Below are 14,543 nucleotides of genomic sequence, written 5' to 3'. Positions count from 1 at the left end.
GCCGTCGGCGTCCCCACCCTCCCCCACGAAGGCGACGGCGCGCCCCTAGAACTCACCCCGGACGGCGACTACCTCCTCACCGACCCGGTCACCGGCACCCGCCGCTACTTCACCACCTACACGGAAACCCTCGCCGTCCTCGACGAGATATCCGACCGCCACGGCAACCACCACACCTTCGACTACACCGAAGACGGCACGCCGACCGCCATTACCCACAGCGCCGGCTACCGCCTCCTGCTCACCACGCACAACGGCCGCATCACCGCCCTCCACCTGGCGGGCGGGGCCCCCGACGGCTCCGACCAACTCCTGATCACGTACGGCTACGACGACGCCGGCAACCTCATCACCACCACCAACTCCTCCGGCATCCCGCTCCGCTTCACCTACGACGACATCGGCCGCATCACGTCCTGGACCGACACCAACCACAGCAGCTACACCTACACCTACGACGACCAGGACCGCTGCGTCTCACAGGGCGGGATCGAAGGCCACCTCCGCGCCCACTTCACCTGGGGCGCCCCGGACCCGGTGACGGGACTGCGCACCAACCTCCACCACAACTCCCTCGGCCAGGTCACCCGGTACGAGGTCAACGAACGCCACCAGATCGTCGCGGAGACCGACCCCACCGGCGCCACCACCCGCACGGTCCGCGACGCGGCGCACCGCATCCTGTCCACCACGGACCCCCTGGGCCGCACCACCCACATCGACTACGACGACACCGGCCGCCCGGTCACCGTCACCCTCCCGGACGGCAGCAGCTCCACCACCACGTACGACACCGACGGTCACCCGGTGAGCGTGACCGGGCCCGACGGCACCACCTGGACCCACACCTACGACGCCCACGGCAACCGCACCTCCACCACGGACCCCAGCGGCGCCACCACCACCTACAGGCACGACGAGCGCGGCCATATCGCCGGCGTCACCGACGCCTTGGGCAACACCACCCGCCTCTACTGCAACAAGGCCGGCCTGCCAATATCGGTCACCGACCCCCTCGGTGCCGTGACCCACTACCGTCGCGACGCCTTCGGCCGCACCACCTCCGTCACGGACCCCCTGGGCGAGACCACCCACATGGTGTGGACAGTGGAGGGGAAGCTCGCCGCGCGCATCGATGCGTCCGGTGCCACCGAAGAGTGGACGTATGACGGCGAAGGCAACCGCCTCACCCACACCGACGCCATCGGCCAGACCACCCACTACGAATACGGCCACTTCGACCTCCTGGTGGCCCGCACCGACCCCGACGGCGTCCGCCACACCTTCACCCACGACACCGAACTCCGCCTCACCCAGGTCACCAACCCCCAGGGCCTGACCTGGAACTACACCTACGACGGCGCCGGCCGCCTGATATCCGAGACCGACTTCGACGACCGCGTCCTGGCCTACGCCCACGACGCCGCAGGCCAACTCGCCACCCGCACCAACACCCTGGGCGAGGTCACCACTTACACCCGAGACACCCTCGGCCGCATCACGCACAAGGACGCAGCCGGCCTCGTCACCACCTACGCCCACGACGCCGCCGGCAACCTCCACGAGGCAGCCAACCCGGACGCCACCGTCACCTACACCCGCGACATCCTCGGCCGCGTCACCAGCGAATCGGTCAACGGCCGCACCATGACGTTCACCTACGACGCCCTGGGCCGCCGCACCTCCCGCACCACCCCCACCGGCCACACCACCACCTACACCTACGATGCCGCCGGCAACCGCACCGCCCTCAACACCGGCGGCCACACCCTCACCTTCGACCACGACGCCGCGGGCCAAGAACTCACCCGCACCATCGACAACAACCTCGCCCTCACCCACACTTGGGACCCCACCGGCCGCCTCACCACCCAGTCCCTCACCACAGCAGGTACCGGCACTCTCCAGTCCCCCGCCGGGCCATCCCACGCGCAGAACCCTGCCGCCGACGAAGCACAACGGCTCCTCCACCGCGGCTACACCTACCGCCCCGACGGCAACCTCACCGCGATCGACGACTCCCACAGCGGCCGCCGCACCTTCGACCTCGACCGCGCCGGCCGCGTCACCGCCGTCCACGCCACCGACTGGACCGAGACCTACGCCTACGACGAAGCCGGCAACCAAACCCACGCCACCTGGCCCGACCGCCACGTCAGCCCCTCAGCCCGCGGCGACCGTACCTACACCGGCACCAACATCACCCGCGCCGGCCGCATCCGCTACGAACACGACGCCCTCGGCCGCGTAACCCTCCGCCAAAAAACCCGCGTCTCCCGCAAACCGGATACCTGGCGGTACACCTGGAACGCCGAGGACCGACTCACCACCGTCATCACTCCTGACGGCACGACCTGGCGCTACCTCTACGATCCTTTCGGCCGCCGAATAGGCAAACAACGCCTCGTAACTGGCACCGGTACGGCCGCTGAGCAAATCGACTTCACGTGGGACGGCACCACTCTCACCGAACAAACCACTCACAATCCAGCAGCCCCAAAGGCACTCACACTCACCTGGGACCATCAGGGACTACGCCCGCTAGCCCAAACAGAGCGTAAGACCGCATCGATGACCAGAGCGTCCCAACAGGTTATCGACCAACGATTCTTCGCCATCGTCACGGACCTGGTCGGCACCCCCACAGAACTAGTATCGGGGGATGGCGCGCTCGCTTGGCGTACCTGCGCCACCCTCTGGGGCACAACAACTTGGGACAGCTCAGCCACGGCGTATACGCCGCTGCGCTTTCCGGGTCAGGTCGTCGACCCTGAGACCGGGCTGCATTACAACTACAACCGACACTACGACTCGGAAACAGGAAGGTACCTTTCAGCTGACCCTCTAGGGCTGGCCCCCGCAGACAATACTTCCACGTACGTGGGAAACCCGACCACTTGGGCAGACCCACTCGGACTATCACCTTGCACAGAGGTGCATCCAAGAAAACTTGACTACCTATTCAACAAAGACATAAAAGCGGATGCGCACAACTCACCGAGAGCCAAACAAAACGCAGACCAATTGCGCAGCATAGGCCTTCACGACACCCCAGCTTCGCGATCCTACGTGACTCAGCATCTACAAGATGCCAGCCGCAACGGATTTTCTGAAACCTTCACCAACGAATGGGGAAGTTTCGGAAAGGCAAATTCCGTAATTCATGGCCCACACGGAATACGTGGCGTCGAAAGCACCTGGCAGATAATGAATGATGGAGGATTGAGGCTTTCAACGGTAATCTTCCGGGGTGGCGGCGGACGCGTCAGCATCCACGGGTAGCACCCATAACACCAAGAGGCGGATAGCGCATGGATCATAAATTCGAATCCCCAGATGCCCATAACTTCACAGAGGAGTTTGGTGCAACAGTAACCAGAAATACCATCGACAACGTGTGGATCATCGACTTTAAAGAGGTCACTGGGGAGGACCTCACTTTCTCCTACAGCCCCACCGATGCGTCAGTAAGAATGCGACTCTGCGACGCCCAAGAAACCGTGATGGACATTTTCCGAGAAGGAGCCATTCGGCTACACATCGAATCAGACAAGGAGCACTCCTCCATCGTCATTGACTTCAACGACGGGGTTGCAAGCGGAGTGCTTGACATCCAAATCTTCCCGCGAATCAGGATCACTGACAGAATGCTGTTTCACTAACATAAGGACTGACGCGGCGAACGCAGCCGCGAGGTTACGGCCGCAGCGCAGGTGGCTCAGGCTCACCAGTGCCTGTCGGCCACAGGTCAACCGTCGCAGTCGCTCGCGCGGACTCCAGGGTGCGCGAGCCGCATGACGTTGGTTCCTGGTGCGTCGCCGTAGCAGTGAAGTGCTAGGAAGAGCGGGCCTCGGGGTGAAACCAGCGTATGCACCAAGCCCTTTCGGGTCTCCGCCGCGCCTCACAAAAGAAAGATGTAAATGACTACACCGCAGCAACCACCAGGTGGTTTCGGGCAGCCGCCGGGTTACGGTGCGCCGCAAGGCTTCCCGCAGCCCGGTCCGCCCGCCGGGTATCCGCAAGGTGCAGCACCCGGTGGGCCGGGGCCGTACGGACAGCAGCCGCACCCCGGCGGACCGGCGCCCTACGGTCAGCCTGGGCCCTACGGCATGCCGCAGCAGGCGCCCCCGTTCGGATACGGCGGCGGGCCTGGCATGCCGCCGCCCATACCGCCCAGGGGGAAGGCCGGGAAGGTGTGGGGCATCGTCGGTGCCGTGGCCGGTGTGCTGGTGATCGGCACGCTGGCGTCGGCCGGGGTGTTCAGGGGCGGAGGGGGTTCGTCCGGTGGGTCCGGTGGGTCCGCCGGCGGGCCGAAGTACCGGATCACGGTGCCGCAGACGCTGGCAGGCGGCAAGTACAAGCTCGCGAAGGACATATCCCAGCAGGCCGGCGGTTCGGTGCCGCAAGAAGGGGCCAATGAGCACGACATCAAGGCAGCCGGCGGCCAGTACTCGTCCGGCACCAAGTCACTGGTGATGCTGGGGCTCTACGGCACCATCGACGATCCCGAGACGGCCGTCGACCACACCATCCGCGGCATGACGCGCGACGGTAAGACGGAAGTCGCCGTGGCTGAGAAGAAGTTCACGCCCAGCGGGGGCGGAGATTCGCTCACCTGCGGTGTGGATGTGCGGACGGAGATGGGGCAGAAGATCACGCTGCCGTTCTGCGTCTGGGCCGATTCCAGCACGAGCGGGAATGTCGCCGAAACCGACGCGGCGCACTTGGCGGAGGAGCCGCAGTCCATCGACCTTCAGGAATTCGCCGACAAGGCCGACAAGATTCGTGGTGAGGTCAGAAAACCGCTGGGGTGAGTTCCCGCTGCCGGATGCCGGGCTGCCCCTGCCGGATGCCGGGCTACCCCTGACGTATCGCCGGTCACCGGGTGGTCAGCAGGACCTCCACCCGCGGTGACCGGCGTCGCTCAAAGGCCCCGCCTCCTAAGCATCCTCCGCCAACTCCAGCCACCGCATTTCCAACTCGTCCTTTTCCGTGCTCAGTTCGCGGAGCTGGGCGTCGAGACCGGCGACCTTCTCGAAGTCGGTCGCGTTCTCGGCGATCTGGGCGTGGAGCTTGGTCTCCTTGTCGCCGAGCTTGTCCAACTGGCGCTCGATCTTCTGGAGTTCCTTCTGGGCGGCGCGGTTGACGGCGGCGGCCTTCTTGGGTGCCGTGGCCTGCGGGGCGGGCGTCGGCGTCGCGGCCTCGATGACCTTCTGGCGGCGTTCCAGGTACTCGTCCAGGCCACGCGGGAGCATGCGGAGCGTGGCGTCGCCGAGGAGGGCGTGGACGCGGTCGGTGGTGCGCTCGATGAAGTACCGGTCGTGGCTGATGACGATGAGGGATCCGGGCCAGCCGTCGAGGAGGTCCTCCAGCTGGGTCAGGGTCTCGATGTCGAGGTCGTTGGTGGGCTCGTCGAGGAAGAGGACGTTGGGCTCGTCCATGAGGAGACGCAGGATCTGCAGGCGGCGGCGCTCACCGCCGGAGAGGTCGCCGACCGGCGTCCACTGCTTCTCCTTGGTGAAGCCGAACTTCTCGCAGAGCTGGCCGGCGGTCATCTCCCGGCCCTTGCCCAGGTCGACCCGCTCGCGCACCCGCTGGACGGCCTCCAGCACCCGCAGCGCCGGGTCGAGCTCGCCGACCTCCTGGGAGAGGTACGCCAGCTTGACGGTCTTGCCGACGGTGATCCGGCCGGCCACCGGCTGGGTCTCACCCTGCGTCCGGGCCGCCTCGGCCAGCGCCCGCAGCAGCGAGGTCTTGCCGGCGCCGTTGACGCCCACCAGGCCGATCCGGTCGCCGGGCCCCAGCTGCCAGGTCAGGTGCTTGAGGAGGACCTTCGGCCCGGCCTGGACGCTGACGTCCTCCAGCTCGAAGACGGTCTTGCCGAGGCGCGAGCTGGCGAACTTCATCAGCTCGGCGTTGTCGCGGGGCGGCGGGACGTCGGCGATCAGCTCGTTCGCTGCCTCGATGCGGAACCGGGGCTTGCTCGTACGGGCCGGGGCGCCGCGCCGCAGCCACGCCAGCTCCTTGCGCATCAGGTTCTGCCGCTTGACCTCTTCGGTGGCGGCGATCCGCTCCCGCTCGGCCCGGGCGAAGACGTAGTCGCTGTAGCCGCCCTCGTACTCGTGGACGTCGCCGCGCTGGACGTCCCACATGCGCGTGCAGACCTGGTCGAGGAACCACCGGTCGTGGGTGACGACCACGAGGGCGGAGCGGCGGGCCCGGAGGTGGCGGGCCAGCCAGGAGATGCCCTCGACGTCGAGGTGGTTGGTGGGCTCGTCGAGGACGATCAGGTCCTGCTCGGCGATCAGCAGCTTGGCCAGCGCGATGCGGCGGCGCTCACCGCCGGAGAGCGGGCCGATGACCGTGTCCAGGCCCTGGGTGAAGCCCGGCAGGTGCAGATCACCGAAGAGGCCGGTGAGCACGTCGCGGATCTTGGCGTTGCCGGCCCACTCGTGGTCGGCGAGGTCGCCGATGACCTCGTGCCGGATGGTGGCGGCCGGGTCGAGCGAATCGTGCTGGGTGAGGACGCCGAGGCGCAGGCCGCCGGAGTGGGTGACCCGGCCGTCGTCCGCGTCCTCCAGCTTGGCCAGGATCCGGATCAGGGTGGTCTTGCCGTCGCCGTTGCGTCCGACGACGCCGATCCGGTCCCCCTCGTTGACGCCGAGCGAGACACCGTCGAGCAGGGCACGGGTTCCGTACACCTTGCCGACGGCTTCCAGATTGACGAGGTTGACGGCCATCTCACTCCTGCGTTTCACATCGGGCGACCTTCCCAGCGTAGTCGGCGTGCGGAAGCATCCCGCCGCCGCTCCGGTGGTCCGTATCCGGGGCACCGGTGCGCGGCGGGTGCTGGTGCCGACCGCGTGGGCGCACGGGTGCCGCTGCGACCTGTTGAATCCCGGGTGCCGCCGCGGCCCGTTGGATAACGTGCCGTCATGGCACCGGACATGGGCATGGCAGCGACGACGGAGACGGTACGCGGGCTGGTCTACGGCCCGAGCGGCAAGCAGATGGACGTGTACCGGCCGGCGGGGGCGTCCGGACCGGCGCCCACCGTGCTGCTCTGGCACGGCATCGGCCCCGACGAGCGGGATGTGCTCGAACCGCTGGCGCGGACCGCGGCGGAGGGCGGGCTGCTGGTCCTCGTCCCCGACTGGCGCTCGTACGCCGCGGACGGGGGCCGGGCCCACCTGCTGGAGTCGCTGGCCTTCGCCCGCAAGGAAGCGGGCGGGCTGGGCGGCGACGGGGAGGCGTGCGTGGCGGCCGGGTGGTCGATGGGGGCCGGGGCCGCGCTGGGGGTCGCGCTGCGGCCCGAGATCGCGGACGGGTGGCGGCCGCGGGCCGTGGTGTGTGTGGCGGGCCGCTACGACCTGCCGGCACGGACCACCGGGACCGCGCCGCTGGCCGATCTCGCCGCGGGCCGCGACCCGGGTGTCCCGGTCCACCTCGTCCACGGCAGCCGTGACGCGATCGTGGACGCCCACTACTCCCGGGACCTCGCCGAAACGCTGCGGGCCGCGGGCCGGGCGGTGACCCTGCAGGAGCCGGAGACCGACCACGCAGGCGTGATCATGACCGAGTACGACCCGGCGGCGGACCGCTGCGTGCCGACGACCGAGACACACGCCGTAGCGGCGGGCCGGATGGTGGCCGGGGTACTGGCCGAGGCTGCCGGCGCGTAACCCTCCGGCCGGCCCCTCGCGGTGCCTCAGCGACGCCCGCCCCCACCCGACGACCAGGTGTTGAGCCGACGCACGGACTCCTCCAGCTCCCGACGCCGGGCGTCCTGGGTGGCAGCACGCTGCCGCGCCTCCGCGGCAGAGACGTAGGGCCGGACGAGGTCGCCGTCCGCACCGCCCGGCGGCAGCAGACCGGGCGGCACCCGGCGGACGCGTACGAGGCGCCGCGGCACGGGGGCTGCCGGAGCTGCCGGAGCCACCGGCGGCCAGGCCGTGGCCGCGAGCACGCCGGTACTGATGGTCGCCCGATGGCCGCCCCGCCCCGGAAGCAACCAGCTCAGCAGCCTTCCGAGGGTCGCCCGGACGAGTCCCGGCCCTCCGTTCAACGGGCGGCCGCCTTGCGGAGAACCTCGGCGAGCCGACGGGCGGTGGCCGCGTTGCAGTTACCGAGGGCGACCAGCGAGACGCCGTAGACGCCCGCGAAGCCGGGCAGATCGACGCCGAGCGACGGCAGCGTGATGCCGTTCTCCTTCAGCGCGCCGCGCAGCTCTTCGGCGCTTTCGTGCACGTCGTCGGGGAGGGAGCGGTCGAGGGGCATGGACCCCGCCTTTCTGTACGCATAGCAATGAACTGATTACAGAGTGACGTGACGCGGCGTAGCGTGAAAGGGGGTTGGGCTCCCGGCCGTGGTCCGGGGAAAGCGCGGTGTGACGTGGTGGAAATGCGGGAACCGCCGGGGCCCGTCCGCAATGACTGTGAATCAGCTACACGTACGGCGGTGAACCGTGGCACGACGCAAGGACATTGACGGTTCGGCAGGAGTTCCGACCTTTTACGGCAAGGAGCTGCGCTACCAGCGGGAGTTGGCCGGGCTCACGCTCCAGCAGCTGGTGGAGGGCAGCTTCTACGGCCCCAGCCACCTCAGCGAGATCGAGCGCGGCGAACGGCGGATGCCGGCGGAACTGGCCGAGCACGTGGACAAGGTGCTGAAGACGGACGGCTTCTTCGAGCGGCGTTGCGAGGACGTGCGGAAGGCCAGGCGGATGGGCCATCCCGCCCACTACGAGCACATCCTGGAGGCGGAGAAGCGTGCGGAGACCATCGAGGAGTGGTGTCCGACCCTTATCCCCGGCCTGTTGGAGACCGCCGCGTACACGCGGGCAGTGGTGCGGGCGACGCAGCCGCTGGCGACCGACGAGGAGGTCGAGGAGAAGGTCAGCGCCCGCATGGCGCGGGCCCACCTGTTCGAGGACGACCACACGACCCCTGAATACTGGGTGATCCTGTCCGAGCACGTGTTGCGCTGCCCGATCCTCCCTCCGGAGGAGATGGCCGATCAGCTCGACCGCATCGCGGCGCTGGCGAGGCGCCATCGGGTCATTCCACAGATCCAGCCGTGGAACTGTGGCCCACACCCCCTCATGCTGGTGGGCTTGTTGCAGCTCATGACCTTTCCGGACGCCCCGCCGCTGGCTTATCTGGAATCGGAATACAGCGGTCACACCATCGACGATCCGGCCCTCGTGAAGAAGTACCGCAAGGCATACGATCGGCTCAGGGCCGCCGCGCTACCGCCGGAGGCGTCCCTCACCATCATCGAGGCGGCCGCAGAGGACTACCGAAATGGCAAGCAGCCACATTGACTTGAGCGCCGCCGTCTGGCGCAAGAGCAGCTACACCAGCGGTGAGGGTGGGAATTGCGTCGAGGTAGTCGACGACCTCCCCGGCATCGTCCCCGTCCGCGACTCCAAGGACCCGCACGGCCCCGCGCTCGTCTTCCCGGCCGCCGCCTGGTCGTCCTTCGTCTCCGCGGTCAAGGATGCCCCTCTCCCGTTCGCCGGCTAGACCTGGCTGGTAAACCGGGCTACAGGTAGTCCTCCAGGCGCGCGACCGTGAAGCCCTGCTCCTGGATGTGGCGCAGCATGTTCGCCGTCATCTCGGTCATCGTGGTGCCCTTGAGTTCGGAGGGGCCACGGAAGTGGGCCAGGATGATGTCGCCGGGGTGCAGCTTCTTGTCGGCGCGCTGGTACTGCATGTTCTTGATCTGCATGGACTCGCGCCACAGCACGATCGCCTGGGCGCCGCAGGCCTTCGCGGCGGCGCGGGTGGCCTCGTTCCAGTTGCCGTAGGGCGGGCGGAAGAGGCGCGGCGCGGTGCCGTACCGGGCCTTGAGCTTGTCCTGCTGGCCGCAGATCTCGCGCTTCTGTGCCGCGGCGCCCAGGGTACGGAGGTTGGGGTGGGTCAGGGTGTGGTTGTGGATGCCGTTGCCCTGCTGCCGCAGCCGCTGGAAGTAGTCGTAGTTGCCGTTGACGGCCGCGTCCGTGAGGAACATCGAGAAGGGGATCTTGAGCTCCTTCATCATCGTCACGAACTTCGGGTCCTTCTCGGCCCCGTCGTCGAAGGTGAGGAAGACGACCTTGTCCTTCACCGGGATGTCGCTGATCACGGGCACGTCGCCGTTCGCGCGCAGGGTCACCGGCTTGGTCTTCGGCGGCGCGGGCGGCGCGGCCAACGGCTCGATGCCCCACTTGCGGAACGCGGCGGCCGAGGCAGCGCCGGAGCCCGCCCCACCGCCGCCGGAACCGGCCCCATCGCCCTCGGCCTCGGCATGTGAGCCGCCCCCGGTCGTGGCCGAATTCCCCCTGTCCGCGGTGGGCGAGGTCTCCGAAGCGGTCGAGCACCCCGATATGAGCCCGGGTATCAGCCCCGCCACGAGCAATGCCGCCGCGATCCGCCGCCACCGCGCAATGTTCGCGCCCACCCCAGCACCTCATATCCGTACGCTGCTTGACTGCTTCGCCCTGATTGATGGCGAACAGACGTACGAGGTTGCGTGTGTGTTTCAAGCCACGGGGAAGTCGACCGACTCGGAACGCCAGCGGTGCACCGGCCGGCTGATGGATCCGGGGCGGGTCAGGCGCAGTTCGGGCAGCCCGGGGCCGCTTCGTGCTCGCGGGCACCAGCGGCTTCCGCAATGTGCGGAACCGAGTGGGAGGACCTGCCGTCTTGACGGGCACCACTGCCTCAGCCGAAGGCGCTGTTGGCGGAAGGTGCCACACGGGCCCTCGCCCCGCGACCGTGTCGGCGGCAAGCCTGACCGCATAAGAGCCTCGGGCATCAAGGAAGAAACGAGGGCGAGATGGCAGAGTTCCGGGAGCCCGCCGGGCGGACACCCCCGTCTCCTCGGCCCGGCGCACCGCGCCCAGGCAACGTCACGGGCAAGGCGGCCGTCATCCTCGGCTCCATCGGCCTGATCGTTGCGTTCGTCGTCGGCATCATCGGCCCGAGCGCCCAGCCCACCCGGATCCTGTTCTGGGTGGCGGGGCTGCTCACCTTCGTCGCGCTGGTCCTGGGCCTCGTGGGTCCCTGGCGGGCGAAGCGCGGTCGCGCCACCCACCTGCAACAGTCCTTGACCGGCGCGGTGAGTCCGGGAAGAGGCCACGGCGAAGAAGCCTCCTGGAGTGGTCCCGTACCGCGAACCCGGCGCACATAGCCGGACGCGATCGCACACCACGAGCAGATCGATCCGGACGAAACGCCCTAGAGGACCGTCGCCCCCACCGCCGGAGCCTCCGCCACCCGCACCTGCCGGCACGTCCCCGACGCCAGGAGCTCCCGGGCGACCTGCCTGGCCGCCTCCGCGTCCTTGGCCAGGAAGGCGGTGGTCGGTCCGGAACCGGAGACCAGCGCGGCCAGCGCACCGGCGGCGGTGCCTGCCTCCAGGGTCGCGGTCAGCGAAGGGCACAAGGACAGCGCAGCGGGCTGGAGGTCGTTGGCCACAGCCGCGGCGAGTTCGGTGGCGTCGCCGGACTCCAGCGCGGCCAGCAGCTCAGGCGCCGCCTCCGGCTCCGGCACGTCCGTCCCTGCCGTCAGCCGGTCGAACTCGCCGTAGACGGCCGGGGTGGAGAGTCCGCCGTCGGCCACCGCGAAGACCCAGTGGAAGGTGCCGCCGACGGGGAGCGGGGTCAGCAGTTCGCCGCGGCCGCGGCCCAGGGCCGCGCCGCCGACCAGGCTGAAGGGGACGTCGCTGCCCAACTCGGCGCAGATGTCCAGGAGTTCGTCGCGCGAGGCGCCCGTCGCCCAGAGCGCGTCGCAGGCCAGCAGCGCACCGGCCGCGTCCGCGCTGCCGCCGGCCATGCCGCCCGCGACGGGGATGTCCTTGCGGATGTGGAGGTGGACGTGCGGCTCGATGCCGCGCCGGGCGGCGAGGAGTTCGGCGGCGCGGGCCGCCAGGTTGGTGCGGTCCAGGGGGATCCGGTCGACGTCGTGGCCCTCGGCGGTGATCCGGAGGGTGTCGGCGGGGGTGGCGGTGACCTCGTCGTAGAGGCCGACGGCGAGGAAGACGTTCGCCAGGTCGTGGAAGCCGTCCGCGCGGGCGGCGCCCACCGCCAGCTGGACGTTGACCTTGGCCGGTACCCGGACCGTGATCGAGGTGGTGGTGGTCATGCCTGCTCTCCCCCTGAGGTCTGCTCTCCCCGTGCTGTCTGCTCTCCCCGTGCTGTCTGCTCTTCCGCCGAGGCGTGCGCTCCCCCTGAGGCGTGCGCTCCCGCCGACTGCCGGATGCCGGGCTCGCCGCCCGGTCCCTTGTGCTCGGCGATCCGCGCGAACTCCTCGACGGTCAGGGCCTCCCCGCGGGCCTGCGGGGAGACGCCCGCGGCGACCAGTGCGGCCTCCGCGGCGGCGGCCGATCCGGCCCAGCCCGACAGCGCGGCCCGCAGCGTCTTGCGGCGCTGGGCGAAGGCCGCGTCGACGACGGCGAAGACCTCGTCGCGGCTCGCCGAGGTCTCGATCGGCTTCTCGCGGCGGACGAGGGAGACCAGGCCGGAGTCGACGTTGGGCGCGGGCCAGAAGACGTTGCGGCCGATCGCGCCGGCCCGCTTGACCTCGGCGTACCAGGTGGCCTTGACCGACGGGACGCCGTAGACCTTGTTGCCGGGGCGGGCGGCCAACCGGTCGGCGACCTCGGACTGGACCATGACCAGGGTGCGCTCGATGGAGGGGAACGTGGCGAGCATGTGCAGCAGCACCGGGACCGCGACGTTGTAGGGGAGGTTGGCGACCAGGGCGGTGGGCGCGGGGCCGGGGAGTTCGGTGACGTGCATCGCGTCGCTGTGCACCAGCGCGAAGCGGTCGGCGCGCTCGGGCATCCGGGTCGCGACGGTGCCCGGCAGCGCGGCCGCCAGCACCTCGTCGATCTCGACGGCGGTGACCCGGTCGGCGGCCTCCAGCAGCGCCAGGGTCAGCGAGCCGAGGCCGGGCCCGATCTCGACGACCACGTCGTCGGGCCGCACGCCCGCGGTCCGCACGATCCGGCGGACGGTGTTGGCGTCGATGACGAAGTTCTGGCCGCGCTGCTTGGTGGGGCGGACGCCCAGCGCGGCGGCCAGCTCGCGGATGTCGGCGGCGCCCAGCAGGGGACCGGAATCGTCGGTGGTGCTCTTGCTCATGCCACAGCCTCGGTGCGCTCGTTCACCCGTGAAGCTTACGGCCGCAGACCGGCCACGGACTCGCCCCCCTTCTGATGTAGAGCTTCTTGGCCCGGTAGGTCTGTTCCTGGGGGGAGGCGTCCTGCGGACGTCCGCGGCCGCCGAGGGCCCGCCAGGTGCCGGCATCGAACTGGTAGAGACCGCCGTAGGTGCCCGAGGCGTCGACGGCGTTCGGCCGCCCGCCCGTCTCGCACTGCGCCAGCGCGTGCCAGGCGAGATGGTCGGCGCCGCGGACGGAGGTGGGCAGCACCATGGTGCCGAGGTGCACGATCTGCGGGCGGGGGGCGTGCACGATCTCGCTGTGCAGCCGCTTCGGCTTCTGCCGGACGCCGTTGACGGTGCGCACCCGGTAGGTGATCCGCCGCACGCCGGGCCGTCCCTGCTGGACGACCGACCGGACGCCGCGGGCCAGCCGGGGATCGGCCCGCAGGATCGTACGGAACGGGAGGCGCTGCTCGCGGACCTCCTTGGAGCCGGTGATCCGCAGCACGGAGATGGTCTGGCCCTCGCGCGGGAAGCTGTCCGGCGGCACCGAGGTGGTGTCCTGGTCGCGCAGCGCGAGTCCGGCCTCGGCGAGGGCCTCGCGGACGGTGGCGGCGTTGGTGCGGACCCGGTGTTCCCGGCCGTCGGCGAAGATGATCAACGAGCGTTCGGTGCGGACCGCGAGTTCCATGCCGTGCTGCTCGATGCGCCGGGAGCGGTCCGCGGACAGCACGGCGCCCTCGGCACGCACGCCGAGCTGGTGGAGCGCGCCGGCGACGGTGTCCGCAGTGGTCCACACCGTGCGGCGCTGCCCGTCGATGGTCAGGACGACCGGGCGGCCGTGGCGGACGACGATCTCGTCGCCGCTGCCGAGTGCGGTGCCGGGGGCGGGGGCGACGATGTCGTGGGCGCCGATGTCGAGATGCTCGTCGGCCAGCAGGTCGTCGACGTCGTCGGCGAAGGTGTGCAGGGTGCGCGGGGTGCCGTCGACGGTGAGCCGGACGGCCTTGTCGTGCGCGATGAAGGCGGTGGTGCCGCCGGCGAGGAAGGCGACGACCAGCGCTCTGGGCAGCAGCCGGCGCAGCGCGTCGGGGTGTTCGGCGCGACGTCTGCGACGGCCGCGCGCGACACGGTGGCTGCTCTGCGAATGACTCACGGCGCGCTCCACATGCCCCGGCTGCGGTTGACGGCCGGAATGTAGCGGAGCACCCGGTAACTCTCCAAAGTCGGACCAATACGGATAGTGGTCGTTTCGAGGGGCTCCGGTTGCCGCGAGGGGGCCGTGGGCGCGGGGGGGCCCCCGCGGGGTCCAGAGGGGGGGGGCTGCGCTGCGGGCGCCCGCGGGCGGGGGCAGGATCTGTCCGCGGTTGCGCGGCGGCAAGGTCGTTGGCGCGGA

Annotated in this window: 14 protein-coding genes; 7 read left to right on the top strand and 7 right to left on the bottom strand. The window is 69.6% G+C overall.

The genetic code is table 11. The features are described from left to right. The 3 genes from EST92_RS26520 to EST92_RS26510 all read left to right on the top strand — a co-directional run. On the top strand, positions 1-3,282 hold a 3,282-nt coding region (locus EST92_RS26520; RefSeq protein WP_275540903.1), incomplete at its 5' end, for an RHS repeat-associated core domain-containing protein. A gap of 29 nt (positions 3,283-3,311) precedes the next feature. Continuing rightward, positions 3,312-3,662 (top strand): hypothetical protein, encoded by a 351-nt coding sequence (locus tag EST92_RS26515; RefSeq protein ID WP_129283299.1) that lies wholly within the window; start codon positions 3,312-3,314, stop codon positions 3,660-3,662. A 552-nt stretch (positions 3,663-4,214) separates the two neighbouring features. Further along, positions 4,215-4,814 carry a hypothetical protein gene (locus EST92_RS26510; protein WP_129283298.1) on the top strand — a complete coding sequence of 200 codons (600 nt, stop codon included), beginning with the start codon at positions 4,215-4,217 and terminating at the stop codon, positions 4,812-4,814. A 126-nt stretch (positions 4,815-4,940) separates the two neighbouring features. On the opposite strand, the gene EST92_RS26505 is transcribed toward EST92_RS26510, so the two are convergent. Continuing rightward, on the bottom strand, positions 4,941-6,740 hold the full coding sequence (locus tag EST92_RS26505) for an ABC-F family ATP-binding cassette domain-containing protein (RefSeq protein ID WP_129283301.1): 1,800 nt from the start codon (positions 6,738-6,740) through the stop codon (positions 4,941-4,943). A gap of 195 nt (positions 6,741-6,935) precedes the next feature. Between EST92_RS26505 and EST92_RS26500 the strand changes: the two genes are divergently transcribed. Beyond that, positions 6,936-7,682 carry an alpha/beta hydrolase gene (locus EST92_RS26500; protein WP_129283297.1) on the top strand — a complete coding sequence of 249 codons (747 nt, stop codon included), beginning with the start codon at positions 6,936-6,938 and terminating at the stop codon, positions 7,680-7,682. A 26-nt stretch (positions 7,683-7,708) separates the two neighbouring features. Here EST92_RS26500 and EST92_RS31695 read toward each other — a convergent pair whose 3' ends face one another. Both EST92_RS31695 and EST92_RS26490 read right to left on the bottom strand, forming a co-directional pair. Then, positions 7,709-7,966 carry a hypothetical protein gene (locus EST92_RS31695; protein ID WP_129283296.1) on the bottom strand — a complete coding sequence of 86 codons (258 nt, stop codon included), beginning with the start codon at positions 7,964-7,966 and terminating at the stop codon, positions 7,709-7,711. A 95-nt stretch (positions 7,967-8,061) separates the two neighbouring features. Further along, on the bottom strand, positions 8,062-8,277 hold the full coding sequence (locus EST92_RS26490) for a hypothetical protein (protein WP_129283295.1): 216 nt from the start codon (positions 8,275-8,277) through the stop codon (positions 8,062-8,064). Between the two features lie 187 nt (positions 8,278-8,464). On the opposite strand from EST92_RS26490, the gene EST92_RS26485 reads away from it, so the two are divergent. Both EST92_RS26485 and EST92_RS26480 read left to right on the top strand, forming a co-directional pair. Then, a complete protein-coding gene (locus EST92_RS26485) occupies positions 8,465-9,322 on the top strand; it encodes a helix-turn-helix transcriptional regulator (protein ID WP_129283294.1) in 858 nt (285 codons plus the stop codon). After that, the gene (locus EST92_RS26480) at positions 9,303-9,524 is read left to right on the top strand and encodes a DUF397 domain-containing protein (RefSeq protein ID WP_129283293.1); all 222 of its coding nucleotides are present in this window, start codon (positions 9,303-9,305) and stop codon (positions 9,522-9,524) included. The genes EST92_RS26485 and EST92_RS26480 overlap by 20 nt, the downstream gene beginning before the upstream one ends. 19 nt (positions 9,525-9,543) lie before the next feature. Here EST92_RS26480 and EST92_RS26475 read toward each other — a convergent pair whose 3' ends face one another. Next, on the bottom strand, positions 9,544-10,440 hold the full coding sequence (locus EST92_RS26475) for a polysaccharide deacetylase family protein (RefSeq protein ID WP_254069030.1): 897 nt from the start codon (positions 10,438-10,440) through the stop codon (positions 9,544-9,546). A gap of 378 nt (positions 10,441-10,818) precedes the next feature. Between EST92_RS26475 and EST92_RS26470 the strand changes: the two genes are divergently transcribed. Then, positions 10,819-11,172: a hypothetical protein gene (locus EST92_RS26470; RefSeq protein ID WP_129283292.1), complete on the top strand. Its 354-nt coding sequence runs from the start codon at positions 10,819-10,821 to the stop codon at positions 11,170-11,172. 47 nt (positions 11,173-11,219) lie between these two features. On the opposite strand, the gene EST92_RS26465 is transcribed toward EST92_RS26470, so the two are convergent. From EST92_RS26465 to EST92_RS26455, 3 genes are read right to left on the bottom strand one after another with little or no spacing between them, the layout of a single operon-like run. Beyond that, positions 11,220-12,125 (bottom strand): 4-(cytidine 5'-diphospho)-2-C-methyl-D-erythritol kinase, encoded by a 906-nt coding sequence (locus tag EST92_RS26465; protein ID WP_129283291.1) that lies wholly within the window; start codon positions 12,123-12,125, stop codon positions 11,220-11,222. Beyond that, positions 12,122-13,126: a 16S rRNA (adenine(1518)-N(6)/adenine(1519)-N(6))-dimethyltransferase RsmA gene (gene rsmA, locus EST92_RS26460; RefSeq protein WP_129283290.1), complete on the bottom strand. Its 1,005-nt coding sequence runs from the start codon at positions 13,124-13,126 to the stop codon at positions 12,122-12,124. The genes EST92_RS26465 and rsmA overlap by 4 nt, the downstream gene beginning before the upstream one ends. Before the next feature lie 22 nt (positions 13,127-13,148). After that, positions 13,149-14,303 (bottom strand): resuscitation-promoting factor, encoded by a 1,155-nt coding sequence (locus tag EST92_RS26455; RefSeq protein ID WP_129283289.1) that lies wholly within the window; start codon positions 14,301-14,303, stop codon positions 13,149-13,151. Positions 14,304-14,543 lie beyond the last annotated feature (240 nt).

It is taken from the genome of Streptomyces sp. TM32 (assembly GCF_004122755.1).
In the GTDB taxonomy this organism is placed as follows: Bacteria; Actinomycetota; Actinomycetes; order Streptomycetales; family Streptomycetaceae; genus Streptomyces; species Streptomyces sioyaensis.
This window is presented reverse-complemented; position numbering and strand designations above follow the sequence as displayed.

Coding starts and splice junctions, on each gene's coding strand:
- EST92_RS26515 (WP_129283299.1), top strand. CDS start 3,312: ATGGATCATAAATTCGAATCCCCAGATGCCCATAACTTCACAGAGGAG.
- EST92_RS26505 (WP_129283301.1), bottom strand. CDS start 6,740: ATGGCCGTCAACCTCGTCAATCTGGAAGCCGTCGGCAAGGTGTACGGA.
- EST92_RS26500 (WP_129283297.1), top strand. CDS start 6,936: ATGGCACCGGACATGGGCATGGCAGCGACGACGGAGACGGTACGCGGG.
- EST92_RS26490 (WP_129283295.1), bottom strand. CDS start 8,277: ATGCCCCTCGACCGCTCCCTCCCCGACGACGTGCACGAAAGCGCCGAA.
- EST92_RS26480 (WP_129283293.1), top strand. CDS start 9,303: ATGGCAAGCAGCCACATTGACTTGAGCGCCGCCGTCTGGCGCAAGAGC.
- EST92_RS26470 (WP_129283292.1), top strand. CDS start 10,819: ATGGCAGAGTTCCGGGAGCCCGCCGGGCGGACACCCCCGTCTCCTCGG.
- EST92_RS26465 (WP_129283291.1), bottom strand. CDS start 12,125: ATGACCACCACCACCTCGATCACGGTCCGGGTACCGGCCAAGGTCAAC.
- rsmA (WP_129283290.1), bottom strand. CDS start 13,126: ATGAGCAAGAGCACCACCGACGATTCCGGTCCCCTGCTGGGCGCCGCC.